Source organism: Bacillus cereus group sp. BfR-BA-01453 (assembly GCF_022662915.1).
GTDB lineage: Bacteria > Bacillota > Bacilli > Bacillales > Bacillaceae_G > Bacillus_A > Bacillus_A paranthracis.
This window is the reverse complement of the sequence record NZ_JAKUEN010000008.1, coordinates 16,690-42,637: the sequence shown is the minus strand read 5'-3', so window position 1 is coordinate 42,637 and position 25,948 is coordinate 16,690. Positions and strand designations below refer to the sequence as shown.

Here is a 25,948-nt window from a genome sequence, read left to right as displayed (position 1 = left end):
CTTACTTTTTTAATGGTTTCCACCATTCCTCATTCTTCTCATACCATTGCACCGTTTCTTGTAACCCTTGCTCAAACGTATACTTCGGTTCCCAATCAAATTCATTCTTCATTTTCTCTGCATCAATCGCATAACGGCGGTCGTGTCCTAAACGATCTGTCACATATTCAATATCCTTTTCCGTTTTTCCTAAGAGAGTAATAATTTGTTCCACAACATCTATATTTGTTTTTTCATTATTTCCACCTATATTATATACTTCTCCTATACGTCCCTTATGCAAAACAACGTCAATCGCACGACAATGATCCGTTACATGTAACCAATCTCTTACATTTAAACCATCGCCATATAACGGTAATTTTTTTCCTTCGAGCGCATTCGTAACCATTAACGGAATTAATTTTTCAGGATATTGATACGGCCCATAGTTATTGGAACAACGCGTTACGATAACTGGTAATTGATATGTTTTATAATAAGATAAAGCTATCATATCGGCGCTCGCTTTGCTTGAAGAATATGGACTATTTGGAGCTAACGGGGTTTCCTCGGTAAATCGCCCTGTTTTTCCTAAAGATCCATACACCTCATCCGTTGATACTTGCACGAGTTTAATATGTGGATATTTTTTTACTAATTCTAATAAGGTGACTGTCCCAATTACATTTGTATCATAAAAAGGGATCGGATTTTCAATACTACGGTCCACATGTGATTCAGCTGCGAAATTGACAATGACTTGCACATCACGTTCCTGAATAACATGCTCCAGCAGCTCTCCATTTTGAATTTCCCCTTTTACAAAATAGTAATTCGGATGATCTTGAATAGACTTTACATTATTTAGATTTCCACTATATGTTAATGCATCGAAATTAATAATTTTATATGTTTCATAGCTTTGTAACATATAATGCACAAAATTACTTCCAATAAATCCAGCTCCACCTGTTACTAATATATTCATAAACAACTCTCCTACTCAAAAACTATCTTCACATTCCTGAAGTGATGGCAATATTCGATCTTTATCAGACAAAATAGGACTTGTTACCGGCCATGGAATTGCTAATTCTTTATCACTCCAAATTACCCCTGAATCATGATTAGCACTATAATACTCATCTACTTTATACATAACAATCGTATGCGAAACAAGTGTACAAAAACCATGTGCAAATCCTTTTGGCACTAATAATTGCCGATGATTATCCGCGCTTAAAATATATCCTCTCCATTGTTTAAACGTTGGTGAATCTTTTCGCAAATCAACGATAACGTCATAAATTGCTCCTTGCATAACTTGAATAAGTTTCGTTTGTGCTTTCGGATTTTTTTGAAAGTGTAACCCCCGAATCGTTCCCGCTTCTGTCGAATACGAAACATTATCCTGTACAAATGAATACGTAACTCCTAATGTTTCTAGCACCTTCTTATTATAACTTTCAGTAAAAAAGCCACGCTCATCTCCAAATAACCTCGGTTCTAACAATTTTGCGTCGGTAAAGTTTGTTTCTATAACTTCCATATTCTCACCTATTCTCCGTTAAACTGTTTACCAAAGTTTATATCCCGCGCTAACATATTCGCCCTTTGAAGAGAAACATGAGTTCCTGCATCAGTCCACCAACCGCTCATTTCATTATAAGTAAGTACCTCACGTTTTAAATACCAATTATTGATATCTGTAATTTCAAGCTCTCCCCTTGCGGAAGGTTTTAATTCTTTTATATAAGAAAAGACTTTCGAATCATACAAATAAATTCCTGTGACTGCATAGGAACTTTTCGGCTCTTTCGGCTTTTCTTCAATTTCAATTATTTTGCCGTTTTGAATATTTGCTACGCCAAATCTCTCTGGATCATCTACAGATTGCAGCAGTACTTTCGCACCTTCTTTTTGATTTGCAAACTCTTCAACATACGGACGAATATCATCCGAAAAAATATTATCACCTAATATAACTACCATGCGATCGTTCCCAACGAAATCTTCACAAAGCCCTAATGCTTGCGCAATTCCACCAGCCTTATCTTGCACACGATACGTAAAGGACACGCCAAACTCTTGACCGCTTCCTAAAAAACTAACAACATCTCCCATATGCTCTTTACCTGTAATAATCATAATATCTGTAATCTCGCATTGTTTCAGCTTATATACCGCATGATAAATCATTGGATAACGTCCAACAGGAAGCAAATGTTTATTCGTTACTTTCGTTATTGGGTATAACCTCGATCCAGTACCGCCTGCTAAAATAATCCCTTTCACTCTGCATCTCTCCCTTATGATGGAGATAATATATCTTTATACTGTTCTACAAACACTTTTCGATCTTTCTCATATGTATCCGCATCAAATTCATCTCCGTTATAATGAATACACCATAAATTTGATTGATTTGGGATACCAATTAAATAACCAGCCCTTTGAAACTCTAAAGACTGTGATACATCATAAAAGTGGAACCCTTGAAACAAATCTTCTCGCCACGGAATATCATACTGCGTTGCCATGAATAAGCCATCAATTGCCTGCACCGACATAAAAGATTGGCTTCCATAAAACCCCTGATCTAAATTTAATAGTTGATAATTCCGTCTTCTATACTCAATCACTTTCCCTACTAAATTTTTCCCTTCCCACCATATCCCGTTACTCGGTAAAAATTGAGCTCCAGCTACTCCAATTAAGCCGAGCTTTTCATTATCTTTAAACAGGGAAATAAGTGTATAAAACATCTCTCGATTAATAAGATAAGTGTCCTGATGTATATAAACCTTATACTTCGCGGGATATGAAAGTGCTCGGTTATATGCGCTTGCCATACTTTTCGCATCTCGTATCGGAAAAATTTGCACGACATAATCAGGGGGAACAAAAAGGTTTCTTATTTGTCTCTCGCATTGTTCAAATAGCTCTTCATTATTTACACAAACAACAACTAATATTGTACGATCCTTCATTTTGTAGCCCCTCTATTCATCTTGATTTACATCTGACATATAGTTCTCCACAAATATCTTTCTATACTTGTCATAGTTGGTCATATTCACATCAATATGATAGTGAATGCACCACGCATCACGCTGTACAGGAACCCCAACTGTATAGCCAGCTTTTCTAAATTCAAATGACTGAGATACATCATAATAGTCAAACCCATCAAACAAGTCTTCTCGCCACGGAATATCGTATTGCGTTGCCATCAATAAACCGTCTATACATTCCACAGGTATAAATGTTTTTGACTCATGGTACGGTTGTTCTTGCGTTGCCATATAAAATAAATCGTTCATATAACCAATTACTTTCCCAACAACTCCCTTGCCTTCATTCCATATCCCGTTTGGAGGAACATATTGGGCTCCAATCATTCCAATCATTCCAAGATGTTCATGTTCGTTAAATAATTGAAGTAATCCGTATAAAAATGCTACATTCATAATGAAAACATCTTGGTGTATATATACTTTATATTTCGCTGGATGCGAAATCGCTTGATTATATCCGCTCGTCATACTTTTCGCATTCCGAATTGGCATAAATTGTACAATATATCCTGGAGGCACTGCCAATCTCAATATATGCCGTACACACTGTGCATACATTTTCCGATCATTTATACACGTAACAAATAATATTGTTTTTTCACCAGCACTCATAACTGTGATTTTTCTGCTTCAATAATATACTGAAATACGACCGTCTCAGCCATGAAGCCACTTCCAAGACGATATTTCTTACAAATTCCATATAACTCCTCAATTAACGGTTCATACACTTTATGATCAATATATACACGATCTACTTTACTAATCGAATATCCTGCTTTTAGAAACATTCGGAGCATTTCATTAAATGTAAAGAAACGAATATGCGTTTTATCTAATAAACCATATTCTGTATACGTCCAATTTCCAGCAAGTAACGGTGCTAATACTGAAATGTGAGCAACGTTTGGTATACTTGCTAAAATCACACCATTTTCTTTTATATATGGCTTTACTTTTTCTATTACAGCCCAAGGATCAAATAAATGCTCTAATACGTCACCAAATATAACGCAATCAAATTGCTCCTCCTCGTACGGCATATCCATTGTTTCTATATCGCCTAAAACGACATGATCTAGTTTTTCTTTTGCTTGTTCTGCCGCCTCTGGGAATGCCTCAATTCCAAATACACGTGTGCCATTTTCTTTTATGGCAGCTCCCAATGCACCACTCGAGCAACCGATATCAAGAACTTCTTTCCATTCCTTTTTTATATGCTTTAATAAATTCGGATTCACTGCATTATAATAATGCCCAGACTTTTCTTCGTATAAAGAATTTTTTGGGGAATTCATTTTACACACTCCTTATGCAAATTGAATTTGAAATATAAATCTCATTTAAAGTCTATAAATGTAACCTGTACTAGTTACATTGCCGATACTTTACTATATAGCCAATCTATTAGAGTTAGAATCGCGATGAGCCATTTCTAAAAAAAGCTGCCTATAACGATTTATATTGTTTATCAAAAACACTCCGAAAATATTTGCGGTTATATTCAATTGCAGCATTATTTGGAACATAAGCAGCCGCTAATTCATTGTAATAATAAGCTTTATCTTGCTCACCTAACTTGCTATAACAAATACACATTTGTAAATAAGGAAGCCATGTATAGCTCGCTGGACTATGAAACGGACTCTCCGTCGCCATTGGTACTTCCGTTGCAAGTTTAAACCAAAATATCGCTTCGTTATATTTTTGTTGTTCCATATATATATATCCTATTCTTGTACAATTCTCCCCTCTAGGAACATCATATCGAAACGACTTCACGCAAGATTCAATTGCCTTTTCCCATGATCCAAGCTTTGCATAGCAATCTCCTAACTTACCACATGCATAAATTTTCTCTTCATACCATCCTTCATCTTGATTAAGAAATGTTTCATATAACATAACTGCATCATCATATTTTTGGTTATCCATAGATTCATTAGCGTAATAAAATAAATCTCTCGGACTCAATTCTTCTCCTGCAGCTACAGCATTTTGAAAAATTTTCAAATTACGATTTGTTACCTTTTTTTCTTTTTTATGTGTAATAGCAACATTACTACTAAAAGTTTCACCAGAAATAGCTAAATACTCATGAACCTTTCCAAACCATTGAAATTGTTTTTCACGCTTTACAAGTCGATTTCTTTTTGTACAATATAAAGGTTTCCCGCTAGAATCCAATGCAAGATGATACGGCATCGAAACAGCATCAATTTTAGGATCTAATTCTCTTTTTAAAAGTTTCAATGCTTCTTGAGCATCTTCTAATAATACGTCATCTGCATCTAGCCACAATATATACTCTTGCGTTGCTTTTGAAAAAGAAAAATTTCTTGCTGCTGCAAAATCATTAATCCATGGAAAGTCATATATGTTAGAGGTATATTGAGCTACAATTTCTTTCGTTCGATCAATGGAACCTGTATCAACTATAATAATTTCATCAACAATTTTTTCGACTGCATCTAAACATCGACCTATTGTATCTTCCTCATCTCGAACAATCATACATAAACTAATTGTAATTCCTTGCTTGTTCAACATAATCACCCTCTTCCAAATCAATCATATGTTATACATACAATAAACTTTCCACTTTTTTAACTTGCACAAGCAGTTTAAGATTTCTTTTCAATAATTCAAATGTCCGTGTCATTTTCTTTCGGTTTTGCATCTACTATATAATGAACGCTTTATGGAGGTGAATTTATGTCAAATAATAATTATTCAGATGGATTGAATCCCGATGAATCTTTATCAGCTAGTGCATTTGACCCTAATCTTGTAGGACCAACATTACCACCAATACCACCGTTTACCCTTCCGACTGGGCCAACTGGACCGACTGGACCAACTGGGCCGACTGGGCCAACTGTACCAACTGGGCCAACTGGGCCAACTGGACCGACTGGACCGACTGGGCCAACTGGTGCTACTGGACCGACTGGGCCAACTGGTACAACTGGTACGACTGGGCCAACTGGTACAACTGGTACGACTGGATCAACTGGGCCAACTGGTGACACTGGTGCTACTGGACCGACTGGGCCAACTGGTGACACTGGTGCTACTGGACCGACTGGGGCTACCGGGCCAACTGGGCCAACTGGACCGACTGGACCGACTGGACCATCAGGGCTAGGACTTCCAGCAGGATTATATGCATTTAACTCCGGTGGGATTTCTTTAGATCTAGGAATTAATGATCCACTACCATTTAATACTGTTGGATCTCAGTTTGGTACAGCAATTTCTCAATTAGATGCTGATACTTTCGTAATTAGTGAAACTGGATTCTATAAAATTACTGTTATCGCTAATACTGCAACAGTTAGTGCATTAGGAGGTCTTACAATCCAAGTGAATGGAGTACCTGTACCAGGTACTGGATCAAGTTTAATCTCACTTGGAGCACCTATCGTTATTCAAGCAATTACGCAAATTACGACAACTCCATCATTAGTTGAAGTAATTGTTACAGGGCTTGGATTATCATTAGCTCTTGGTACGAGTGCATCCATTATTATTGAAAAAATCGCTTAAATTTTTACTTAGCAGTAAAACTGATATCAGTTTTACTGCTTTTTCATTGGTAAATTCAATCATTAAATCCTTCTTTTCTACATAGTCATAATGTTGTATGACATTCTTCAGGAGGCACTTATATGGAAAATAAATCAGCTGTCCAGCTCTATCTTGAGCTATTAAAGAAAACAATTTTATTTGAAATATGGTTAGAATACGAACCATACTTACCTGCTTCGTTACATATATCTAAAGAGCTATCATATGAACCAGTTACAGTTCCCCTTCCTTTATTTCTTAAGCAGTATGTAGAAAATCACAATTTAAAAATCGTTAATCCTAATGTTTCAAACAATGAGCGTCAAGGTGGCAAGGATTGGCCAAGAGCTGCACACAGCATGGTTGGTCGAAAACGTATGAATCAATTACAAGAGGCGATGGAAACTGTAGTCAGGGAAAATATAGAGGGCGATTTTATTGAAACTGGTGTATGGCGCGGAGGATCATGTATTTTTATGAATGGGTTTTTACAAGCAAACAACATTAAGGATCGTACTGTATGGGTTGCTGATTCGTTTGAAGGTCTGCCCGCACCTAACTTAGAACAATACCCGAAAGATTACGGTGATTATTTGCACACATTCGATTACTTACGAGTTTCTTTAGAAACAGTGCAAGAAAACTTTAGAAAATATGATTTATTAAATGATCAGGTGAAATTTTTAAAGGGTTGGTTTAAAGATACATTGCCTTCAGCACCGATAGAAAAAATTGCAATTGCACGCCTTGATGGTGATATGTATGAATCAACGATGGATAGTCTTGTAAATTTATACGATAAAGTTTCAATAGGTGGCTTTATTATTATTGATGATTATGGACTGATAACATGCGCAGAGGCTGTAACAGATTTCAGAAGTGAAAGAAACATAAAAACTCCTATGACTCAAATCGATGATTTTGGTATTTTTTGGAGAAAAGAATAGAATAAAAAAATATTTAGTTGAGGGGTACTATGATACTACTAATTCATGAAAACCAATCTTGTAATGAATAAAAGCAAAGCTCCCCTCAATATAAAGTAGAAATTTCCTACTTTACTATAAGAAAGGTGTGAATTTTTTGAACGAAAATGAGAAAAAAATTACATTAATCCCACCTCCAGAACTTGTTCAATATGTAGGTGGTCATTTTGAAGAAGTTGGAAAAGAGTTTATGCAGTATTTTATTGAAATTGGCAATTTAAAATCAAATGAAACAGTGTTAGATGTAGGCTGTGGTATCGGCCGGATGGCGGTTCCATTAATGAACTATTTAAGCGATGATGGTAATTATTATGGATTTGACTTATTTAATAAGGGAATTACATGGTGCAAAAATAACATTTCAACACGCCGTAACAATTTCCATTTTGAACATGTCGATATATATAACCAATTCTACAATCCCGATGGAAAAGAAGATGCTTCCCAATACAAGTTTCCATATGAAGATGAATCATTCGATTTTATTTTTTTAACGTCTGTATTTACCCATCTTCTTCCGAAAGAATTAGAACATTACTTAAGTGAAATTTCTCGAGTTTTAAAAAAGGATGGGAGATGTTTTATTACTTTCTTTTTAATTAACCCTGAATCTTCCTATTACTTAAATGCAGGACTAAGTCCGTTAGGTTTTTACCATCAAATTGACAATTGTTATGTTCTAAATAAAGATATCCCGAATTTCGCAGTTGCCTATCTTGAGGAAGATATTCGTACTCTATTAAATAAATATGGGCTAGAAATGCAGACTCCTCCCCATTATGGTTCATGGTGTGGCAGAACTGAACACACAAGTTATCAAGATATTATTCTTACACAGAAAATTTCTGAAAGGTAGTTGTATATGGAAAACATAAAAAATGTACCTCTCGTTTCCATCCTTATTCCTACCTATAATCGGCCACATTATTTTAAAATTGCTCTAGAAAGTGCATTAGCACAAACGTATTCCAATATTGAAATTATTGTAGGAGACGATAGCACAAATAATGAAACAGAAAAATTAATATACAGAGATTATTTACATAAACATAAACATATAACGTACATTCGAAACCCCTCTACTTTAGGACAATTTCATAACGCCCTTATGCTTTTAGAACAATCAAATGGAGAGTATATAAATTTCTTAATGGACGATGATATATTTTATAATAATAAAATTGAAAAAATGATGTTTTATTTCCAAAAAGACTTAGATCAAAATCTCGCACTTATTACATCTTATCGTACTTGGATTAATGATGATGGAGAGATAATTGAACAACATCCCTCCATGAAAAGATTATATGATGAAGATACTCTACTAAATGGGACAGATCTTGGAAACCATATGCTTATACTAGGACAAAATATTATCGGTGAACCTACGACTGTACTCTTTCGAAAACGCCTATTAACAGAACCTTTCGGTACTTTAAATGGGAGAAATTATAATTGTAGTGTTGATATGGCCTCTTGGATCAGTTTACTTTCCAAAGGTGATGCGATCTACATCACGGAACCTTTAAGTTCTTTCCGCCTTCATACTGGACAGCAAGTACATCACAAATACCTTGAAGGTTGCGAAGATTTTTCACATCTCGTTTTACATTCAAAAAAATATGGTTTTCTACAAGAGACTGACTATTACAAAACGAGTCTGTTAAAAGCTTGCGAATGGTATAAAAACGCTACAACATTTTATCAGCTATATCCAGAACTCATTCCAACGACCGATACACATACTCGCCTTTCTCATTGTTTGAATATAGTTACAAAAGAACTCCATGCAATCTAATCCATCACAAGGGGGAATTCCTTCCTTGTGATGTATGACTTCCCGCAAATAGTGGAATAAATGTATGCATAGTCTGCTTGTATATTATTTTTTTCATGACATAATCCATATATTTACTAGGCGATAGAAAGGAATACATACATTGAAAGATCCAAATTCTCAATATCAAATAGACTACGTATTACTATGCATCTTATTTGCCATTGGGACTGTTAGTTGCTTTGCAATTACAAGTGCACAAGCCTCTTTACCACCATTTTTGCAAAATGTAAATTTTGTATTAAAGCAAATCCAGTGGTACTTCATTGGATTCATAGCCATCGGTGTTATTATGATTATCGATTTCGATCGTTATCAAAAAATTGCTTGGTATTTATATAGCTTTGCATTGGTACTACTAATTGGGCTAGAACTTCAAGTACCAGGTGCCATTACAATTAAAGGTGCGACCGCTTGGTACAGGCTCCCAGGCATCGGAAATTTCCAGCCTTCTGAAATTATGAAATTGTTTTTAATTATCGTCACCGGACGAATTATAGCAAATCACAATGAGAAATATTTTTACCGAACAATACACGATGATTTTTTATTACTCGGAAAAATATGCGCAACAAGTTTGCCGCCCCTACTACTTATCGCAAAGGAACCTGATTTAGGAAACACAATGGTAATTTCAGCTATGCTTGCAGCAATGATATTAGTTTCTGGTATACGTTGGCGTTTTATTTTCGGGTTAGCTTCCGGTATCTTTGCAACTGGTGTTACATTAACGTATATTTTTTTTACTCATACAAAATTCTTTAAAGCACACATTTTACAAGAATATCAATTAAATCGCTTCTACGGCTGGTTAGCGCCATACAAATATGATGCGCAAGGCTATCAATTAAGACAAGCTTTCTTAGCTACTGGATCAGGAGAAATGCAAGGAAAAGGTTGGGAAAATGGACAAGTATACTTTCCAGAACCACATACAGATTTTATTTTCACGAATGTCGCTGAGCAATTCGGATTTTTAGGCGCAAGCGTCATTATTGCACTTTTTTTTCTACTTATTTTCCGCATGATTCATATCGCTATAGAAAGTAATGACCCTTTCGGTAGTTACATCTGCGCTGGTACAATCGGAATGTTTACTTTTCAAGTATTTCAAAATATCGGGATGACAATCGGACTACTACCTATTACAGGAATCACATTACCCCTTATGAGCTACGGAGGAAGTTCCTTACTCACATACATGATAGCGATTGGATTTGTTTTAAACGTCCGCTCAAGAACGAAAATCTTTATGTTTAACTGAAGCACAAAAACGGTATATTTTTATCTCTATCCTTTTTTAGATATACTAATGAAAAATATGATGGAGGTTTAAATATGAAATATGACATTATAGGGGATATTCATGGATGCTTCCAAGAGTTTCAAGATTTAACGAAAAAACTCGGATATAACTGGAATAGTGACTTGCCGATTCACCCTGATCAACGCAAGCTTGCTTTTGTTGGCGATATCACAGATCGCGGTCCTCATTCATTACGTATGATTGAATTTGTATGGGAACTTGTCATAAATAAAAAAGTAGCGTATTACGCTCCGGGAAATCACTGCAATAAACTATACCGATTTTTCCTTGGACGTAATGTGACAATCGCTCATGGACTCGAAACAACTGTTGCCGAATATGAAGCACTACCTTCTCATCAACAAAACATGATAAAAGAAAAATTCATCACACTTTACGAGCAATCCCCTTTATATCATGTACTCGATGAAAAAAGGTTAATTGTGTGTCACGCCGGCATTCGGCAAGATTACATAGGAAGAAAAGATAAAAAAGTACAAACCTTTGTATTATACGGCGATATTACAGGAGAAAAACATGCTGACGGTTCACCTGTCCGTCGCGACTGGGCGAAGGAGTATAAAGGAACAGCTTGGGTTGTATATGGACATACACCCGTAAAAGAACCTCGCTTTGTAAATCATACAGTCAATATTGACACTGGTGCTGTATTTGGTGGCAAACTAACTGGACTACGTTATCCTGAAATGGAGATTGTTTCCGTTCCTTCCTCCCTGCCTTTTGTCCCTGAGAAATTCCGCCCAATTTCATAACTCATATGTAAGGATTACCGTATCTTTTAGGCGTCTCTCATATAAAGTGAAACTTTAATCAGCCCTCACCAATCCCACTTTAATGGGCAGCCCCCCCACTAAAATGGGATAAAAATTGGGTAAAGTCATTAAAAAAAGATGCAATAAAGTGCATCTTTTTTTAATGACACGGCATATACTGTCGCAGGAGGTGACAGAATGAAGAAAAAATCTTCTAAACAAAAAAGAAAATGCCCGCCTTTTTATCTGCCCATGTACGGAATTAACAACTGGTGCAGCATTCGAGCTGCAGCTGTAGAAGAACTGGAAGAACAAGAGGCTTCCACAAAAAACAAAGATAGACCAAAATATGTCTCATTACAGAATGCTGTAATGAGCCGCATAATTGATAATAGAAAAGCAAAGATGCAGCAAAAAAATAAACCTCTCTCTACTCATATTGAACAGATTGTGCCTTCTGAGCAAGTAGAGAAGAATACAGAAGAGAACAGCCCTGTAGCAATAAATAAAAAAGCGGAAGCAGAAATTCCAGCTGCTATTATAAATCAAGTAAAAAAAATTAAAGAAGCATTAGTACCATCAGGTGATATACAAACAGAAAAAACGATTATCATTCAGACCCCTACATCTGAAAACACAAAAGTAAAAAAAGATGGGCGGTATGCATATGCAGAGGGTCTTCACTCTCATGCAGAGGGTACAGCTTCACATGCAGAAGGGCTTCTTACTCACGCAAAATGTTCTTTCTCTCATGCAGAAGGATCAAAAACAAAAGCAACTGGACATAGTTCCCATAGTGAAGGAAGTGAAACGACAGCAGGTGGCGCTTATTCCCATGCGGAAGGTAAACATACAATCGCTTTAGGCGAAGCAGCACATGCAGAAGGAACCGCGACTATCGCTAACGGATTCTCTTCTCATGCGGAAGGTAATCATACATCAACAGCTCATTTTGCAGGTAGCCATATTATGGGGCGCTTCGGCACAGCAGATGAATCTTATTCTTGGTTTATTGCAAACGGCACAAATGAAACCGATCATAATATCGGTGCAAAGTGGCTTGCTCATAATGGAGAAATGTACATTGAGGGCGCTTCTTACAATGCAAGCGGAACTGATTTTGCGCAAATGTTTGAAACAGTAGACAATACTTTTATTGATGTAGGTTATTTCGTTACATTTAGTAGCGAAGAAAAAATTCGAATCGCTACTTCAAACGATTCATTCATTTTAGGAATATCTAGTGCCACCCCCGCTCTTATAGGAAATAGCGGTGCTTTAAGTTGGCAAAAACGCTATAAAACAGATAGCTTCGGAAAACGTCAATATGTACGTACGGAATCGCAAGACATACAACCTCTTTTAAATACAGAATGGGATCCAGCTTGCAAATATATAGCAAGAAAAGACCGTAACGAGTGGCTTCCTGTCGGATTAATTGGACAAATGTTAGTACGTGATGACGGTACTTGCGAAACGCATGGATATTGTCGTCCAAATAACGATGGCATTGCTACAAAATCTGAAAGTGGCTTTTTCGTTATAAAGCGCACGGGCGACAATCAAATTTTAATATTATTCCGCTAAAAAAAAGGGAACAAAATTCTTCGTTACATAAGAATTTTGTTCCCTTGTTAAATATGTCTTAATATCGCTTGCATATCGCTTGGAATCGGTGTAGTGAAAGACATTTCTTTCTCTAAAATAGGATGATAAAACGTCAAGGATGTACTGTGAAGCGCTTGTCGTTTCATTTCATCTCTTTTTCCACCATATAAATTATCGCCAAGTAGCGGATGTCCTATGTACGCCATATGCACACGAATTTGATGCGTTCTCCCTGTATCGAGCTCAAGTGATACGTGCGTCTTATGATTGACGCTATCGATCACTCTAAAATGAGTAACGGCTCTTTGCCCCTCCTCACAAACTGTCCGCTCAATAATGCTATCCGATTTTCGTCCAATCGGTGCGTCAATCGTTCCTTCTCTTTCTACCATCTCACCGTGAACAATCGCTTCATACGTTCTTTTCACAGCTTTTTGTTGATGCTGTTTCGATAAAAGATGATGTACGAAACGATTTTTTGCAATAAGCATAAGCCCTGAAGTATCACGATCTAACCTCGTTACGATATGCACCGTACTTGCAAGATGTCGCTTATCATAATGAGATAAGAGCGCATTCGCAACACTTCCTGCCGGATGTTCTCTAGACGGGATCGTTGACATGTTTGCCTCTTTGTTTATGACAAGAACTGCATCATCTTCATATACGATACATAAAGGAATATCTTCAGCAATCATCCCTTCACTTCTTTCCTCTACGGGAAAAAAGACACGTAATTCTTCACCAGCTTGCAACTGATGACGAACGCTCGCATGTTGACCATTTACTTCTATAGATCCGCCATGAAACTTTATATCCGTTAATGCGGCTTTGGAGATCCCTTTTGTTTTTAAAAATTCTCTAACCAAAGTTCCTTCCTCAGCCGAGTCTATATCCCATTTCAATGTAAATCTGTTCAAATATATAAACCCTTTCTATTTATCTGCAACAAACGAGTCACGAACTCGTTTCCAGAACGGAAATGGACGGAAACGAACGAATCGTACTTTCTCATTTGCCACGCGATACTGAATTGATTTCACATCTTGATGAACCATCGTTAAATGGTCCACCGTAATTTGTAAGTTCATTCCTGCAGTCGGCTTCAGCACGCATGTATGATGTTTCGGCAATACGAGCGGCGAACCTACTGTACGAAACACCCGGTTATTAATAGATGCCATTTCCGCAATTTGAATCGCTTCAATAGAAGGGTGAATAATTGCTCCGCCAAGCGCCTTATTATACGCAGTACTTCCCGAAGGAGTAGAAATACAAAGGCCATCCCCGCGGAACGTTTCAAAGTACTCTCCGCGTATTTCCACTTCTGTTACTAATGTACCTTCTGCACTTTTTACAGTCGCTTCATTCATCGCTAAATACTGCGACTCTTTACTCCCATTCACATAGCGAATAATCACTTCTAAAAGCGGATATTCCACCACTTGGAATGGTGTTTTAGCAATTGCAATTACTAATTTCTCTACTTCTGTCGGTAACCAATCTGCATAGAAACCTAAATGCCCTGTATGTACACCAACAAATGCTGTTTCATCCAATCGATTATAATAACGATGAAACGCATATAAAAGCGTTCCATCTCCCCCAACAGAAATTACAATATCGGGTTCCTTTTCATCCATTATAAATCCAAAATCTAGCAAGTATTCTTTCATCGTGCTTGCCAGTGCATCTGATGATTGATCTCCCTTTGACATAATTGTAAATTTCATCGCCCAACACCCTTTAGTTTATGATTCGGAATCTTTCGTTTCTTGCTTTCTTGAAAAAGCTTTCTGCGCTTCTTGAATTTCAAGACGGATAGAAGACATTTCTTCATCTAATAAAAATGCTGCTTCCGCTGCACGTTGCAAGCGTATTTTAATATCTTCAGGAAAACGTCCACTATATTTATAATTTAAAGAATGCTCAATTGTTGCCCAAAAGTTCATTGCTAGCGTACGTATTTGGATTTCTACCAATACTTTTTGTTCACCTTGAATCGTTTGAACTGGGTAACTAATGACAACGTGATAAGAACGATAACCGCTATCTTTCTTCTGCGTGACGTAATCACGTTCTTCCACGATTTCAAAGTCATTTCGTTTTCGAAGATATTCTACAACAGGCTTAATCTCATCAACAAATTGACACATCATTCGAAGGCCCGCGATATCTTGCATATCTTCTCTTAGCCTGTCTAACGGTACATTTCTCTTCTCCGCTTTATCAATAATACTTGCAACCGACTTTACCCTTCCTGTTACAAACTCAATTGGAGAATGCTCTGTTAACATTGCAAATTGAGTACGCATTCCTTTTAGTTTCACTTTCAGCTCTGCCACCGCTTGGTGGTAAGGTGCTAAAAATTCTTCCCAATTTCGATTCATTTCAACCACCACCAAAATCAATCCATTTGCTTATAGAAATACTTTTTCTACAGCAGTTACTAGTTCTTCTCCGTAATTTGCATTACCTTCAATATTTTCAACTAAATATTCTACTTCTTCTTTCAAACCTTCTAATTCCATTTCAATGTCATTCACGCGAACGAACATAACCACGTCGTTATTCATCGCTTCATGCATTGCTTCCCAGCATGTATGCGGAATGCTTACATAAATGAAAGATGATTCATTTTCTAAGATATATAAAAATGATAAATTATCTGAGTCTACAAGTACGTGATTACGCGCACTTAACTCCTTTACCTCTATTTCACTATTTTCCGCACAAAAAATAAGAGCATTCTCTCTCTTTTCTACGCTCTTAACTTGGATTTTATTTTGCATGCTCTAACTCCTCCATCTCAACTTCCTGTCTTACTTAACAGTATTATTGTATCATAACATGGACGCAAACAAATAAAACATTGAACCAAATTTGTGAAAAAGCGATAATGTGTAAAGAATTATTTTTCAAAAGGAGCGCGCATACAATGACACAAGAAATTGAAATTGAATTTAAAAATATTGTTACAGAAGAAGAATTCAATACATTATGTAAATCATTCTCTATTGAAGGATTTACGAAACAGGTGAATCACTACTTTGAAACACCGAGCCTCTCATTAAAAGAAGCTGGCTCTGCACTTCGTATTCGTCATAAAGGAGAAACTTATACATTAACATTGAAACAACCTGCAGAAGTCGGCTTGTTGGAAACACATCAAGTCGTAACAGAAGACGAAGCAAAAATGATGATGGAAACAAACGTAATTATTTCAGGGGCTGTAATGGATCAACTATGCAAACTACAAATTCCTGTTTCTGCTCTAACTTATATGGGTAGTTTAACAACTGAAAGAGCTGAAACGTTATTTGAAGGCGGAACGCTTGTCTTTGATCATAGTTTCTATTACAATCACGATGATTATGAAATTGAATTTGAAGTGCAAGATGAAGAAACAGGAAAAGCTGCCTTTATTCATTTATTAAAGCAGCATAACATACCTATCCGTCATACAAATAACAAAGTAAAACGCTTTTTCCTTGCCAAACAAAACAAAGCACGCTAAAGTGAAAATTCCACTAGTGAATACGTTCTACTAGTGGATACATCTCACTTTTTGAAAAAGAAAAGATTCTTTTACATCTGTAGAATAAGCAAAGAACGTTATGAAGGCTGTTTATTTGCCCTCCCTAACATTCCATTGCTACAATAGATATACATTTCATGGAAAAAGGAGTTTAAAAGGATGAGCAAGCAACCGATGACACCATTTGAAGCAATTGGCGGTGAACAATGCATTGCAATATTAGTAGACACATTTTATTCCTATGTCAGTAAACACCCTGACCTATCTCCCATCTTCCCGGATGATTTAACAGAAACAGCTAGGAAGCAGAAGCAATTTTTAACACAATATTTAGGTGGTCCTAATTTGTATACGGAAGAACATGGTCATCCTATGTTAAGAGCACGCCATCTCCCGTTTGAGATTACTCCAAAACGAGCAGAGGCTTGGCTATCGTGCATGGAGCAAGCAATGGATGACACAGGAGTGCACGGTCATATAAGAGAGTTCGTTTTTGAACGTTTAGCATTAACTGCTCAGCATATGGTTAATACTCCAGACGAAACAGGTGAAATATAATGGATAAACAGGAAGCAAAGCATATCAATATGCCATCTCCTTCCGCATGTGAGCATAAGTCTGTAGAAGCATATTTATTTATTGATCCACTTTGTAAAGATTGCTGGGAAATTGAACCCTTTATTATTAAACTATGGCTTGAATATGGGAAATACTTCTCTATTCGTCATATCGTAACAGGAAAAGTGGACGGAACGAACGCTTCCTCACACAAATGGAATAAACCTGCTAATATTCGATTTGTGTGGGAAAAGACAACAAGTTTACAAGGTTTTTCATGTGATGGAAAGGTACATATGCAAGAAGCATCGTCAACACCATATTTAGTTTCGATGGCAATTAAAGCAGCGGAGTTGCAAGGCCGAAAAGCAGGTTCGAAGTTTTTGCGAAAACTCCAAGAATACATTTTCCTTGAAAATGTATCAAATCCTGACTGCGAATTATTACTTGCATGCGCAAAAGATAGCAATATTGATGTAGAAGAATTTAAAAAAGACCTATATTCCGCTAGCGCAAAAAAGGCTTTCCAATGTGACTTAAAATTCACAAATGAGATGCATATTACAGAAATACCTTCTCTCGTATTCTTTCATGCAAATTCAGATGAAGAAGGTATTAAAATCGCTGGAACGTATTCCTACGACGTCTACGTACAATTATTGAAAGAACTTGTAAAATGTGAAATCGAGCCAGAGCCATTACCACCTTTAGAAGTATTACTGGAAGCGACACAATTTATCTCTTCAAAAGAAGTAGCATTTATATATGACTGCTCGAAGCAAGAAATTGAACGTGAACTAAAAAAATTACAACTGAAACGAAAAGTACAAATGATTGACGTAAAATGTGAGCGTTATTGGAAATGGATAGCAAAAGAAAAAGACCTGGTGTAAACACCAGGTCTTTTTCTTTACGGCTTATAAAAATATTAAAGGGGATGGGAGAAATTTTCACGTTCAAACAAAGGGGTATATGTTTGTATGTGAATTCGTTCACGCTTATTATATTACAAGATTCGACGTCAGATGACAACCCCTTTTGTCGAATTTCACACTTTTGTCACATTCTAAACGTTTTCATTTTTGAATAAGCTATAAAAAAGCTATTTTGGAGGTGTTTTGTATGAAAAAAACGTATATTTTACTTATCATTCTAGCTGTCATCATTTCTTTTTTCTTGTACATCCTCTCTCTACTACAAGCTTTTCCTAAAATGATTGCCTTCCCTCTTTTATTTGGAGTCATTGTCATCGCTCTCTCTTATTTCAACCATAAAAAACGATTTAAAGGGTTTTAATAAACTGTAAAACTGTCTTCTAATTTAGAAAAAGAAGACCATTCTCTTAATTTTTTCGACAAATATCGACAAAATAACATCAAGAAAAAGACGAGGTGATTCCCTCGTCTTTTCTATTACTTCTCTTCAAATAATAATGCTTCTAATTCATTTAATTTCTCTTCAAATACTTGCAATGCTTCTTTTACTGGTTCTGGAGATGCCATATCTACTCCAGCTTTTTTCAGCACTTCAATTGGGTAATCTGAGCTTCCTGCTTTTAAGAACTCATTAATGTAACGTTCTACTGCTGGTTGCCCTTCTTCTAAAATTTGTTTAGATAGAGCCGTCGCTGCACTAAATCCTGTTGCGTATTGATATACGTAATAGTTGTAGTAGAAGTGCGGAATACGAGACCACTCTAAACCAATTTCTTCATCAATTACTAAAGAATCACCGAAATATTTCTTATTTAAATCATAGTAAATCTCCGTTAACATGTCTGGCGTAACCGCATGTCCCTCTTGTACTTTCTTATGAATCATATGCTCAAACTCTGCGAACATCGTTTGACGGAATACAGTACCACGGAATCCTTCTAAATAATGATTTAATAAGTATAGACGCTCTTTCTTATCTTCTGTCGTTTTTAATAAATAATCGTTTAGAAGCGCTTCATTACAAGTTGATGCTACTTCTGCAACGAAGATTGAATAGTCACCGTATACGTGCGGCTGCGTTTTTCTTGTGTAGTAACTATGCACAGAATGACCAAATTCATGAGCAAGTGTAAATAAATTATTTACATTATCATGCCAGTTCATTAAAATATACGGATTTGTTCCATATGCACCAGATGAATATGCTCCGCTTCTTTTTCCTTTATTCTCATACACATCTACCCAGCGATTTTCATATGCTTCTTTTAAAATGTCAACATACTCATCACCAAGTACATGTAAAGACTTTAATAACATGTCTTGTGCTTCTTCATACTTCACGTTCATTTTCACTTCTGGTACAAGTGGTGTATATAAATCATACATATGAAGCTCATCAAGTCCTAGCGCACGCTTACGAATATCAATGTATCGATGTAGCAAGTGTAAATTGTCATTTACAGATTGAACAAGTTGATCATACACCGCTTCAGGAATATTATTATTACTTAATGCCGCTTGACGTGCAGAATCGTATTTGCGAACACGCGCGTTGAAATTATTACGTTTCACAGCTCCGCTTAACGTACTTGCAAATGTGTTCTTATATTTTCCGTACGTTTCATATACAGCTTTGAATGCATCTTCGCGTACACGACGATCATCACTTTCTAAAAACTGAATGTAACGACCATGTGTAATTTCTACTTCTTCTCCATCCTCACCTTTAATAGATGGGAATTTCAAATCCGCATTATTCAACATACCAAATGTATTACTTGACGCACTCATTACTTCAGATGCTTCTGCTAATAGAGCCTCTTCCGCTTCAGATAATACGTGAGGGCGTTGACGCGTAATTTCTTCTAACGCATGCTCATATACACTTAAGTCTCTATTTTCTTTCAAGAATGTTTGCAATGTATCTTCTGAAATCGATAAAATTTCAGGCACAATATATGCTGTGCTACTAGATACTTGTGAATATAAATTTGTCGCGCGGTCATTTAACGCTTGATACACAGAGTTTGTTGTATCTTGATCGTAACGCATATGTGCATATGTATATAGCTTACCTAATCGCATTGAAATTTCATCTTCATATTGCAATGCTTCCAGTAAATTGTTCGCAGAGTCACCCAGTTTCCCTTTAAATTCAGTTAACTTCGGTAATAGCTCTTTAATGGCTTGGAATTCTTTTTCCCATTCTGCATCTGTTTGGAAAATATCTTCTAACCGCCACGTACTTGATTCTTCAATTTCTTTGCGATCTGGTAATGTTTTTGCTGTGTTTTGTTCAGACATCCTTTAAGCCCTCCTTTAAATATCTCTACTTACATACAATTCGATTTTTCTTATGTAATTCCTTCACGATCAGTCTTTATTATATCCCCTTTTCCTTCTCTCATGTTGTACTTTGCCTCAAATAAAGATAAGGCATACGCTAAGCAAATTGCATCATATTTTATAACTTCCTCTTCAGTTTTTAACATAGCTATCCCCCTTATTTTCCGGTACTTATAAGTCCCTACTTTACGTAATACGCCTGCACAACATAAAAATGTCATATACTCAGTAACTGCTACTTTCCATATATGTGTTGAAAAGTACGGGAGCATCCGCCTTTTCGTATACTTTTTCACATAGCTACACGCATACTCGAGGGAAATACACTCCCCTATCGCAAGCTCGCCTATACACTTCATATACAGAAAAGCTTGCCATATAAATGGATTTGTTTGAAAAGCAAATGAGGACGGGAGCGGCACACCAATTTCAGAAGGGAAATTTGCTGGGGTACATTTACATTGATACAAGAGGCGTAATAGTGACTTATGATTATAATTCCAAATAGGCAAAGCATTTTTTCGAAAATAGTCCTTTCGCTTCTTCCATTCTCGGTCTAATATTTCTTTTTTGAATGGAACGGGAGAAAAGAGCATTTCAAAAGTAGTCGTTTCAGTTGGTAAATATATAATATGTGAGAAAGAGACGCTTGTAGAAAACGAAGTGAGAAACGCGCATTTCATAAATGATTTTTGTTTCGAACAGAAGAAAATAAGAAGTGGTTGAGGATAAGATTGTAAGGAGAAAGCCATAAGTGAGGAAAATTTCATCCAATATGCAGAGTGCTTTTTCAATTGATTTCCACCAATGATCCAAATGACCTGTATACCAGCTCGCCAATACGAATAGGTCCGTTTATACAGCTGTTCTATAGAGAGATTTGCGCACTGGTATTCAATCGCAACTTTTCGCCCTGCTCTCTCTATGAAAATATCTGGTCGTTGCTGAATCTCTGGCAAATAATGCTCTATATCTACATGAAAGTTTTGACGTTTGAACCATCTATATAACAATTCTTTACCGTGCCTATGATACTTAGATTCTGCTTCATAAAAGGCTAAACATGAATCTTCTTTCTTATGAGCAAAATGCCACTTTTTTTGTTTTCCTAATCTCATTAGTACTTTCTTCCCACAAGCTATGCAAAAGAAACTCTCCCTTTTACGCATACGGTGTAAAAGCTCTTCATCATGATGATCGAGTAGATGAATTTTTTCTCCGTTTTCTCTTTTGGCGATAAACATCGGAATCACACCCTTTCAGCTCCTTATATTCTACAATTTATTACAAATTCCTTTTAAAAAAGAGATGTCCCAATTTCGGACATCTCTTTTTATAATAATGGCGATAATAACCGATACGTTGATTCAACAATTCGTCTATGAAGACGCCTTTTATGAAAACGATCGACATGAATTTCACTTGATTCTTCTAAATCGTCTTTAAAATCTTGAACAAGTTTTCGAATGCTATCTGTATCATATAAAAAGGCATTTACTTCAAAGTTCAAATGAAAACTTCTCATATCCATATTCGCTGTCCCAATTGAAGCTAAATCAGAATCGACAATGACAACTTTACTATGGAGAAAACCTTTTTCGTATTCATATATCTTTACCCCTGCATCTAAAAGCTCTGGGAAGTACGATCTCGATGCGTAAAAGACAGTTCGCTTATCAGGCTTACTCGGCATTAACAACCGAACATCAATACCAGCAAGTGCCGCTACTTTTAACGCGGATAAAATATCATCATCCGGAATGAAATACGGCGTTGCAATCCAAATGGATTTCCGCGCAGAAGCAATCATGGCAAAATATAAATGTTTAATTGTTTCCCATTTATTATCCGGCCCACCTGCAACGAGCTGCACGCCGCCCCAATGCTCCCCCTCAACTGCTTTCGCTTGTAAATATTCAGGGGCTAGCACAGCCTCACCAGTCATATAAAACCAATCTTGAAGGAAAATAAGCTGCAAACTTTGCACAGCTTCCCCACGCAAATATAAATGCGTGTCTCGCCAAAAGCCGAAGTACTTATCCTTTCCTAAATATTCATCACCAATATTTAATCCACCTACAAATCCTTCATTCCCATCAATAATAACGATTTTTCGGTGATTTCGATAATTAATCTTATCGTTTAAAATCGGAAAACGTACAGGGAAGAACGGAATCATTTCGACACCTGCGTCGTTTAATTCTTCAATATATGATTTTGATAATTTAAAACTTCCAACCGCATCATATAAAAAACGAACGACTACGCCTTCTTTTGATTTTTGTATTAAAATATCTTTAATTTCTGTTCCAAGTTTATCATCACGCACAATGTAATATTCCATATGAATGTGATGTTTCGCTCGTTTTAATCCATCTAAAATAGCCTGAAACGTTTCATCTCCATTTGTTAATGTTCTCGTTTCAGTTTGAAATGAAATATTTAAAGCGCCTAAGCGATCCGCTAAACGAAATAACAGCTCTTGATGCTTATGATTGCGCAAAATCCGTTCTTCGTAATCTTCATGCCCCTTATATTGTAAAAACGCTTGTTCATCGAGCAACGCCTTCTTTTGGAACATTCTCTTCCTCCGAAAGTTCTGCCCGAATAATAAATAAGCGAAGAATCCAAATACCGGAAAAATCCCTAACACAATGAGCCATGTAAGTGTTTTTGACGGATGACGGTTCTCTAAGAAAATAACGCAACCAATTAAAAATGCAGATACCGTAAATAAAATACTAATAATACCTAAAATCGAAACATCTTTTATCCCAATTACATCCGAATAAAACGCTACATCAATAAACATACGTAATGACACAAATAATGCGAACAATAGTAAAACAAAGAAAATCAACTTTAACGTATTTTTCATCTCTTACCTCCTTACTAAGAAAGCTTTCCTATTCTTCATATAAAAAGCCGATTTCATACTACAGAAATCGGCCTACGTTTTAGCAGGAAAATTATTGCGAATTGTTTCAAGCGCATGCTCTTTCACAATTTGTTTCCCATACTCACTTACACGATGAATTGTTAAAGTTGATTCTTCCCCGTATTCTAAAACAATGCTTAAAATGCGATCAATTTCTTCTTCATCATGTAGCACTTCATCGAATTCCACATATACATAATAGCGGTCCTCAAATGAATACAGCTCATCTTTTATATCTTCAAAGATAAGACGATGACTTAATGAAATGACATCTTCAAAATCATTAAACTTAATTAAAAAGCCAAACGTACCATCTTCGTTAAAGTTTGTACCTGCTTGTTCCTCTACCTCTTCCACTAATTCTTGCTGGAATAATGATTCAATACCTTCATCTAGAGGAATGTCTATAATTTTATCTACACCTATTGGTAGTTCTAGCTTTTGTCCATCCTTTGAAAGTTCTGCTTTCGTTACAAGTACTTCAATCCCTTTATCGACTGCTTGCACTTGAATCCATAACGGCCCATCAATAAAGAAATCGTCATGATCACGAGCTTCGTCCATCATTTCCCAAAAGAGCTCTTCGCTTCTTTCGCGGTCATACCAAATTTCCTCACGATTAAAGCCTCTGTCCTCTATATCAATGTACGTAATAAAAAATTTCATCGTATGATCATTAATTCTTTCAATATCCAAAATACAACTCTCCCTTCCTGCTTAGAATTGTTATGAAGGGATTCCCCACTCATATGACAAATCAATAGATTCTTGTACTCTCATTTTATGATAAGATTCTCCAGAATGGAAATAAAATCGATTTATTTTACAAAAATAGTTATATACCTATCTTCATTCAATGGTATACACAAATATATCATTGTCGCGATGCCTCACTTATAAAAAATTTGGACATACATTTCCATCTTCCCCCGTACACTGTAATAAAGTGAAACTTTTATTAGAGAAGATGCTTTAGTCCTTTTCACCACATACATATAGTTCGCTTATTAAAACATCATAAATGGAGGCAGACGAATGGACTTAGAGTTTTTAACATCTGTACTAATGATTGTCGGTATCGATGTTGTATTAGGTGGTGACAACGCAATTGTCATCGCACTAGCTAGCCGAAATTTACCTGAATCGAAACGAAATAAAGCTATTTTGATCGGTACTCTTTTAGCAATCGTACTAAGAATTATCCTTACTATACTAGCTGTCTATTTGCTCGACATTCCATTTCTGCAGCTTATCGGGGGCATTTTACTTACATTCATTGCAGTAAATTTACTAACTGATAATAGCAACGATCTTTCTTCTATTCAAGGAAAAACAACTTTATTTCAAGCTGTGCGTACAATTGTATTCGCGGACCTTGTTATGGGATTTGACAACGTTATCGCCATTGCAGGGGCAGCTCACGGAAGATTTTTACTCGTAATAATCGGTTTACTCATTTCTATCCCGATTATTATTTGGGGCAGCAAACTCATTTTAATACTTATGGAACGCTTTCCATTCCTCATTTATTGCGGGGCAGCAATTCTCGCTTATACAGCAGGAAAAATGGTCACACATGAAGACAGACTTGCAACCTTTTTTCATAACAACCCAAGTTTCACTGCAGGCATTCCTTACTTATTTATTTTCACCATCTTATGCATCGGCTTTATCGTTCAACGAGTTCGATTACGAAATTTGAAACATTAAAAAAAACCTTCTACTATATAATAGGTAGAAGGTTTTCATATTATTATAATTAATTTACAAGACGCTGTGCTTCACGTAATTGGAACGTTCTTACTGTACGTGGTAAGAAACGGCGGATTTCGTCTTCATTGTAACCTACTTGAAGGCGTTTCTCGTCAATCATAATTGGACGACGTAAAATCCCTGGATAGTCACGAATCATCTTATATAAATCTTGAAGTGGTAAAGACTCTAAGTTTACATTTAATTCTTGAAAAACTTTCGAACGAGTAGAAATAATCTCATCCGTTCCGCTTTCTGTCATACGTAAAATCTCTTTAATTTCCTCAATCGTTAACGGATCTGAGAAAATATTACGTTCTGTATAAGGAATATGATTTTCCTCTAGCCATAATTTCGCCTTTCTACAAGACGTACAGCTTGGAGAACTATATAATGTTACCATACAAAGCTCACTCTCCTTAAAGAGTACAAATTCTGTACTAATTACAGTTTAAATTTCTAAATTCAGCAATTTTTCGCGATACCTTGTCTTAAAACAAAGTGCAAAAATTGCTTTTCATGTAAGCAACAACTTTTAGTAAACAACAATTACTTTTAATAAGTAACTTCTATAATCATTATACAATAGATTTTGCAAGAAATATACAGTAAATTTCCTTCTAATTGAGAAAACTCTTCCGTGCATTTCACTGCTATGTAACATAATCACACTTACTTCAGCTGTTCTTTAACAATAATCTTCAACCCTCTTAACACTTGATTTTCATAGATTTCTCATAAT

The 25,948-nt window shown here is 36.2% G+C and carries 28 protein-coding genes; 12 read left to right on the top strand and 16 right to left on the bottom strand.

Features of this window, described 5'->3' with window-relative positions:
- Position 1: 1 nt before the first annotated feature.
- From rfbB to MR070_RS16805, 7 genes are all read right to left on the bottom strand, one after another.
- Positions 2-970 (bottom strand): dTDP-glucose 4,6-dehydratase, encoded by a 969-nt coding sequence (rfbB, locus tag MR070_RS16835; protein WP_001024148.1) that lies wholly within the window; start codon positions 968-970, stop codon positions 2-4.
- Between the two features lie 15 nt (positions 971-985).
- Positions 986-1,531: a dTDP-4-dehydrorhamnose 3,5-epimerase gene (gene rfbC / locus MR070_RS16830; protein ID WP_242261656.1), complete on the bottom strand. Its 546-nt coding sequence runs from the start codon at positions 1,529-1,531 to the stop codon at positions 986-988.
- 8 nt (positions 1,532-1,539) lie between these two features.
- Entirely contained in the window at positions 1,540-2,277 is a 738-nt protein-coding gene (locus MR070_RS16825; RefSeq protein WP_000676174.1) for a sugar phosphate nucleotidyltransferase, read from the bottom strand.
- A 14-nt stretch (positions 2,278-2,291) separates the two neighbouring features.
- A complete protein-coding gene (locus MR070_RS16820; protein WP_000654997.1) occupies positions 2,292-2,972 on the bottom strand; it encodes a glycosyltransferase family protein in 681 nt (226 codons plus the stop codon).
- 12 nt (positions 2,973-2,984) lie between these two features.
- Entirely contained in the window at positions 2,985-3,671 is a 687-nt protein-coding gene (locus MR070_RS16815) for a glycosyltransferase family protein (RefSeq protein WP_070805502.1), read from the bottom strand.
- Positions 3,668-4,357, bottom strand: a complete 690-nt coding sequence (locus MR070_RS16810) for a class I SAM-dependent methyltransferase (RefSeq protein WP_242261655.1) — start codon at positions 4,355-4,357, stop codon at positions 3,668-3,670. The genes MR070_RS16815 and MR070_RS16810 overlap by 4 nt, the downstream gene beginning before the upstream one ends.
- Positions 4,358-4,508: 151 nt before the next feature.
- Positions 4,509-5,609, bottom strand: a complete 1,101-nt coding sequence (locus MR070_RS16805) for a glycosyltransferase (protein ID WP_098145179.1) — start codon at positions 5,607-5,609, stop codon at positions 4,509-4,511.
- Positions 5,610-5,774: 165 nt separating this feature from the next.
- Here MR070_RS16805 and MR070_RS16800 point away from each other — a divergent pair, with 165 nt between their 5' ends.
- The 7 genes from MR070_RS16800 (at position 5,775) to MR070_RS16770 (ending at position 13,118) form a co-directional block, all read left to right on the top strand.
- Positions 5,775-6,608: a BclA C-terminal domain-containing protein gene (locus MR070_RS16800; RefSeq protein WP_242261654.1), complete on the top strand. Its 834-nt coding sequence runs from the start codon at positions 5,775-5,777 to the stop codon at positions 6,606-6,608.
- A 122-nt stretch (positions 6,609-6,730) separates the two neighbouring features.
- A complete protein-coding gene (locus tag MR070_RS16795) occupies positions 6,731-7,576 on the top strand; it encodes a TylF/MycF family methyltransferase (protein ID WP_242261653.1) in 846 nt (281 codons plus the stop codon).
- A 136-nt stretch (positions 7,577-7,712) separates the two neighbouring features.
- Positions 7,713-8,471: a class I SAM-dependent methyltransferase gene (locus tag MR070_RS16790; protein WP_242261652.1), complete on the top strand. Its 759-nt coding sequence runs from the start codon at positions 7,713-7,715 to the stop codon at positions 8,469-8,471.
- Positions 8,472-8,477: 6 nt separating this feature from the next.
- Positions 8,478-9,413: a glycosyltransferase family 2 protein gene (locus MR070_RS16785; protein ID WP_242261651.1), complete on the top strand. Its 936-nt coding sequence runs from the start codon at positions 8,478-8,480 to the stop codon at positions 9,411-9,413.
- Positions 9,414-9,555: 142 nt separating this feature from the next.
- The gene (locus tag MR070_RS16780) at positions 9,556-10,716 is read left to right on the top strand and encodes an FtsW/RodA/SpoVE family cell cycle protein (protein ID WP_242261650.1); all 1,161 of its coding nucleotides are present in this window, start codon (positions 9,556-9,558) and stop codon (positions 10,714-10,716) included.
- A gap of 74 nt (positions 10,717-10,790) precedes the next feature.
- Entirely contained in the window at positions 10,791-11,531 is a 741-nt protein-coding gene (gene prpE, locus MR070_RS16775; protein ID WP_242261649.1) for a bis(5'-nucleosyl)-tetraphosphatase PrpE, read from the top strand.
- 198 nt (positions 11,532-11,729) lie between these two features.
- Positions 11,730-13,118 carry a peptidase G2 autoproteolytic cleavage domain-containing protein gene (locus MR070_RS16770; RefSeq protein WP_242261648.1) on the top strand — a complete coding sequence of 463 codons (1,389 nt, stop codon included), beginning with the start codon at positions 11,730-11,732 and terminating at the stop codon, positions 13,116-13,118.
- A 47-nt stretch (positions 13,119-13,165) separates the two neighbouring features.
- Here MR070_RS16770 and MR070_RS16765 read toward each other — a convergent pair whose 3' ends face one another.
- The 4 genes from MR070_RS16765 to MR070_RS16750 are packed head-to-tail and all read right to left on the bottom strand — an operon-like array spanning position 13,166 to position 15,931.
- Entirely contained in the window at positions 13,166-14,059 is an 894-nt protein-coding gene (locus tag MR070_RS16765; protein ID WP_014481609.1) for an RluA family pseudouridine synthase, read from the bottom strand.
- A 15-nt stretch (positions 14,060-14,074) separates the two neighbouring features.
- On the bottom strand, positions 14,075-14,872 hold the full coding sequence (locus tag MR070_RS16760) for an NAD kinase (RefSeq protein ID WP_000673184.1): 798 nt from the start codon (positions 14,870-14,872) through the stop codon (positions 14,075-14,077).
- Positions 14,873-14,890: 18 nt separating this feature from the next.
- Positions 14,891-15,529 carry a GTP diphosphokinase gene (yjbM, locus tag MR070_RS16755; RefSeq protein WP_001081482.1) on the bottom strand — a complete coding sequence of 213 codons (639 nt, stop codon included), beginning with the start codon at positions 15,527-15,529 and terminating at the stop codon, positions 14,891-14,893.
- 30 nt (positions 15,530-15,559) lie between these two features.
- Positions 15,560-15,931 (bottom strand): UPF0738 family protein, encoded by a 372-nt coding sequence (locus MR070_RS16750; RefSeq protein WP_001180003.1) that lies wholly within the window; start codon positions 15,929-15,931, stop codon positions 15,560-15,562.
- 146 nt (positions 15,932-16,077) lie between these two features.
- Here MR070_RS16750 and MR070_RS16745 point away from each other — a divergent pair, with 146 nt between their 5' ends.
- The 4 genes from MR070_RS16745 to MR070_RS16730 all read left to right on the top strand — a co-directional run bounded on the left by MR070_RS16745 (position 16,078) and on the right by MR070_RS16730 (position 18,531).
- Positions 16,078-16,656 (top strand): CYTH domain-containing protein, encoded by a 579-nt coding sequence (locus MR070_RS16745; RefSeq protein WP_242261647.1) that lies wholly within the window; start codon positions 16,078-16,080, stop codon positions 16,654-16,656.
- Positions 16,657-16,836: 180 nt separating this feature from the next.
- Positions 16,837-17,235: a globin domain-containing protein gene (locus MR070_RS16740; protein WP_000043380.1), complete on the top strand. Its 399-nt coding sequence runs from the start codon at positions 16,837-16,839 to the stop codon at positions 17,233-17,235.
- Positions 17,235-18,128, top strand: a complete 894-nt coding sequence (locus tag MR070_RS16735) for a ClpXP adapter SpxH family protein (protein WP_000360652.1) — start codon at positions 17,235-17,237, stop codon at positions 18,126-18,128. The genes MR070_RS16740 and MR070_RS16735 overlap by 1 nt, the downstream gene beginning before the upstream one ends.
- Before the next feature lie 229 nt (positions 18,129-18,357).
- Positions 18,358-18,531, top strand: coding sequence for a hypothetical protein (locus tag MR070_RS16730; protein ID WP_041184086.1), 174 nt, complete (start codon positions 18,358-18,360; stop codon positions 18,529-18,531).
- A gap of 116 nt (positions 18,532-18,647) precedes the next feature.
- On the opposite strand, the gene pepF is transcribed toward MR070_RS16730, so the two are convergent.
- From pepF to mecA, 4 genes are all read right to left on the bottom strand, one after another.
- On the bottom strand, positions 18,648-20,474 hold the full coding sequence (gene pepF, locus MR070_RS16725) for an oligoendopeptidase F (protein WP_000003388.1): 1,827 nt from the start codon (positions 20,472-20,474) through the stop codon (positions 18,648-18,650).
- 50 nt (positions 20,475-20,524) lie between these two features.
- On the bottom strand, positions 20,525-21,769 hold the full coding sequence (locus MR070_RS16720; protein ID WP_242261646.1) for a competence protein CoiA: 1,245 nt from the start codon (positions 21,767-21,769) through the stop codon (positions 20,525-20,527).
- Positions 21,770-21,849: 80 nt separating this feature from the next.
- On the bottom strand, positions 21,850-23,394 hold the full coding sequence (locus MR070_RS16715) for a cardiolipin synthase (RefSeq protein WP_000799204.1): 1,545 nt from the start codon (positions 23,392-23,394) through the stop codon (positions 21,850-21,852).
- Between the two features lie 72 nt (positions 23,395-23,466).
- Positions 23,467-24,150, bottom strand: coding sequence for an adaptor protein MecA (mecA, locus tag MR070_RS16710; protein ID WP_000350710.1), 684 nt, complete (start codon positions 24,148-24,150; stop codon positions 23,467-23,469).
- Between the two features lie 339 nt (positions 24,151-24,489).
- Here mecA and MR070_RS16705 point away from each other — a divergent pair, with 339 nt between their 5' ends.
- Positions 24,490-25,164, top strand: a complete 675-nt coding sequence (locus tag MR070_RS16705; RefSeq protein ID WP_000362601.1) for a TerC family protein — start codon at positions 24,490-24,492, stop codon at positions 25,162-25,164.
- Positions 25,165-25,213: 49 nt separating this feature from the next.
- Here the strand turns inward: MR070_RS16705 and spx are convergent, their stop codons facing one another.
- A complete protein-coding gene (spx, locus tag MR070_RS16700; protein WP_000258267.1) occupies positions 25,214-25,609 on the bottom strand; it encodes a transcriptional regulator Spx in 396 nt (131 codons plus the stop codon).
- Positions 25,610-25,948: the final 339 nt, after the last annotated feature.

Coding starts and splice junctions, on each gene's coding strand:
- rfbB (WP_001024148.1), bottom strand. CDS start 970: ATGAATATATTAGTAACAGGTGGAGCTGGATTTATTGGAAGTAATTTT.
- rfbC (WP_242261656.1), bottom strand. CDS start 1,531: ATGGAAGTTATAGAAACAAACTTTACCGACGCAAAATTGTTAGAACCG.
- MR070_RS16820 (WP_000654997.1), bottom strand. CDS start 2,972: ATGAAGGATCGTACAATATTAGTTGTTGTTTGTGTAAATAATGAAGAG.
- MR070_RS16815 (WP_070805502.1), bottom strand. CDS start 3,671: ATGAGTGCTGGTGAAAAAACAATATTATTTGTTACGTGTATAAATGAT.
- MR070_RS16810 (WP_242261655.1), bottom strand. CDS start 4,357: ATGAATTCCCCAAAAAATTCTTTATACGAAGAAAAGTCTGGGCATTAT.
- MR070_RS16805 (WP_098145179.1), bottom strand. CDS start 5,609: ATGTTGAACAAGCAAGGAATTACAATTAGTTTATGTATGATTGTTCGA.
- MR070_RS16800 (WP_242261654.1), top strand. CDS start 5,775: ATGTCAAATAATAATTATTCAGATGGATTGAATCCCGATGAATCTTTA.
- MR070_RS16795 (WP_242261653.1), top strand. CDS start 6,731: ATGGAAAATAAATCAGCTGTCCAGCTCTATCTTGAGCTATTAAAGAAA.
- MR070_RS16785 (WP_242261651.1), top strand. CDS start 8,478: ATGGAAAACATAAAAAATGTACCTCTCGTTTCCATCCTTATTCCTACC.
- prpE (WP_242261649.1), top strand. CDS start 10,791: ATGAAATATGACATTATAGGGGATATTCATGGATGCTTCCAAGAGTTT.
- MR070_RS16770 (WP_242261648.1), top strand. CDS start 11,730: ATGAAGAAAAAATCTTCTAAACAAAAAAGAAAATGCCCGCCTTTTTAT.
- MR070_RS16760 (WP_000673184.1), bottom strand. CDS start 14,872: ATGAAATTTACAATTATGTCAAAGGGAGATCAATCATCAGATGCACTG.
- yjbM (WP_001081482.1), bottom strand. CDS start 15,529: ATGAATCGAAATTGGGAAGAATTTTTAGCACCTTACCACCAAGCGGTG.
- MR070_RS16750 (WP_001180003.1), bottom strand. CDS start 15,931: ATGCAAAATAAAATCCAAGTTAAGAGCGTAGAAAAGAGAGAGAATGCT.
- MR070_RS16745 (WP_242261647.1), top strand. CDS start 16,078: ATGACACAAGAAATTGAAATTGAATTTAAAAATATTGTTACAGAAGAA.
- MR070_RS16740 (WP_000043380.1), top strand. CDS start 16,837: ATGAGCAAGCAACCGATGACACCATTTGAAGCAATTGGCGGTGAACAA.
- MR070_RS16735 (WP_000360652.1), top strand. CDS start 17,235: ATGGATAAACAGGAAGCAAAGCATATCAATATGCCATCTCCTTCCGCA.
- MR070_RS16730 (WP_041184086.1), top strand. CDS start 18,358: ATGAAAAAAACGTATATTTTACTTATCATTCTAGCTGTCATCATTTCT.
- pepF (WP_000003388.1), bottom strand. CDS start 20,474: ATGTCTGAACAAAACACAGCAAAAACATTACCAGATCGCAAAGAAATT.
- MR070_RS16715 (WP_000799204.1), bottom strand. CDS start 23,394: ATGAAAAATACGTTAAAGTTGATTTTCTTTGTTTTACTATTGTTCGCA.
- MR070_RS16705 (WP_000362601.1), top strand. CDS start 24,490: ATGGACTTAGAGTTTTTAACATCTGTACTAATGATTGTCGGTATCGAT.
- spx (WP_000258267.1), bottom strand. CDS start 25,609: ATGGTAACATTATATAGTTCTCCAAGCTGTACGTCTTGTAGAAAGGCG.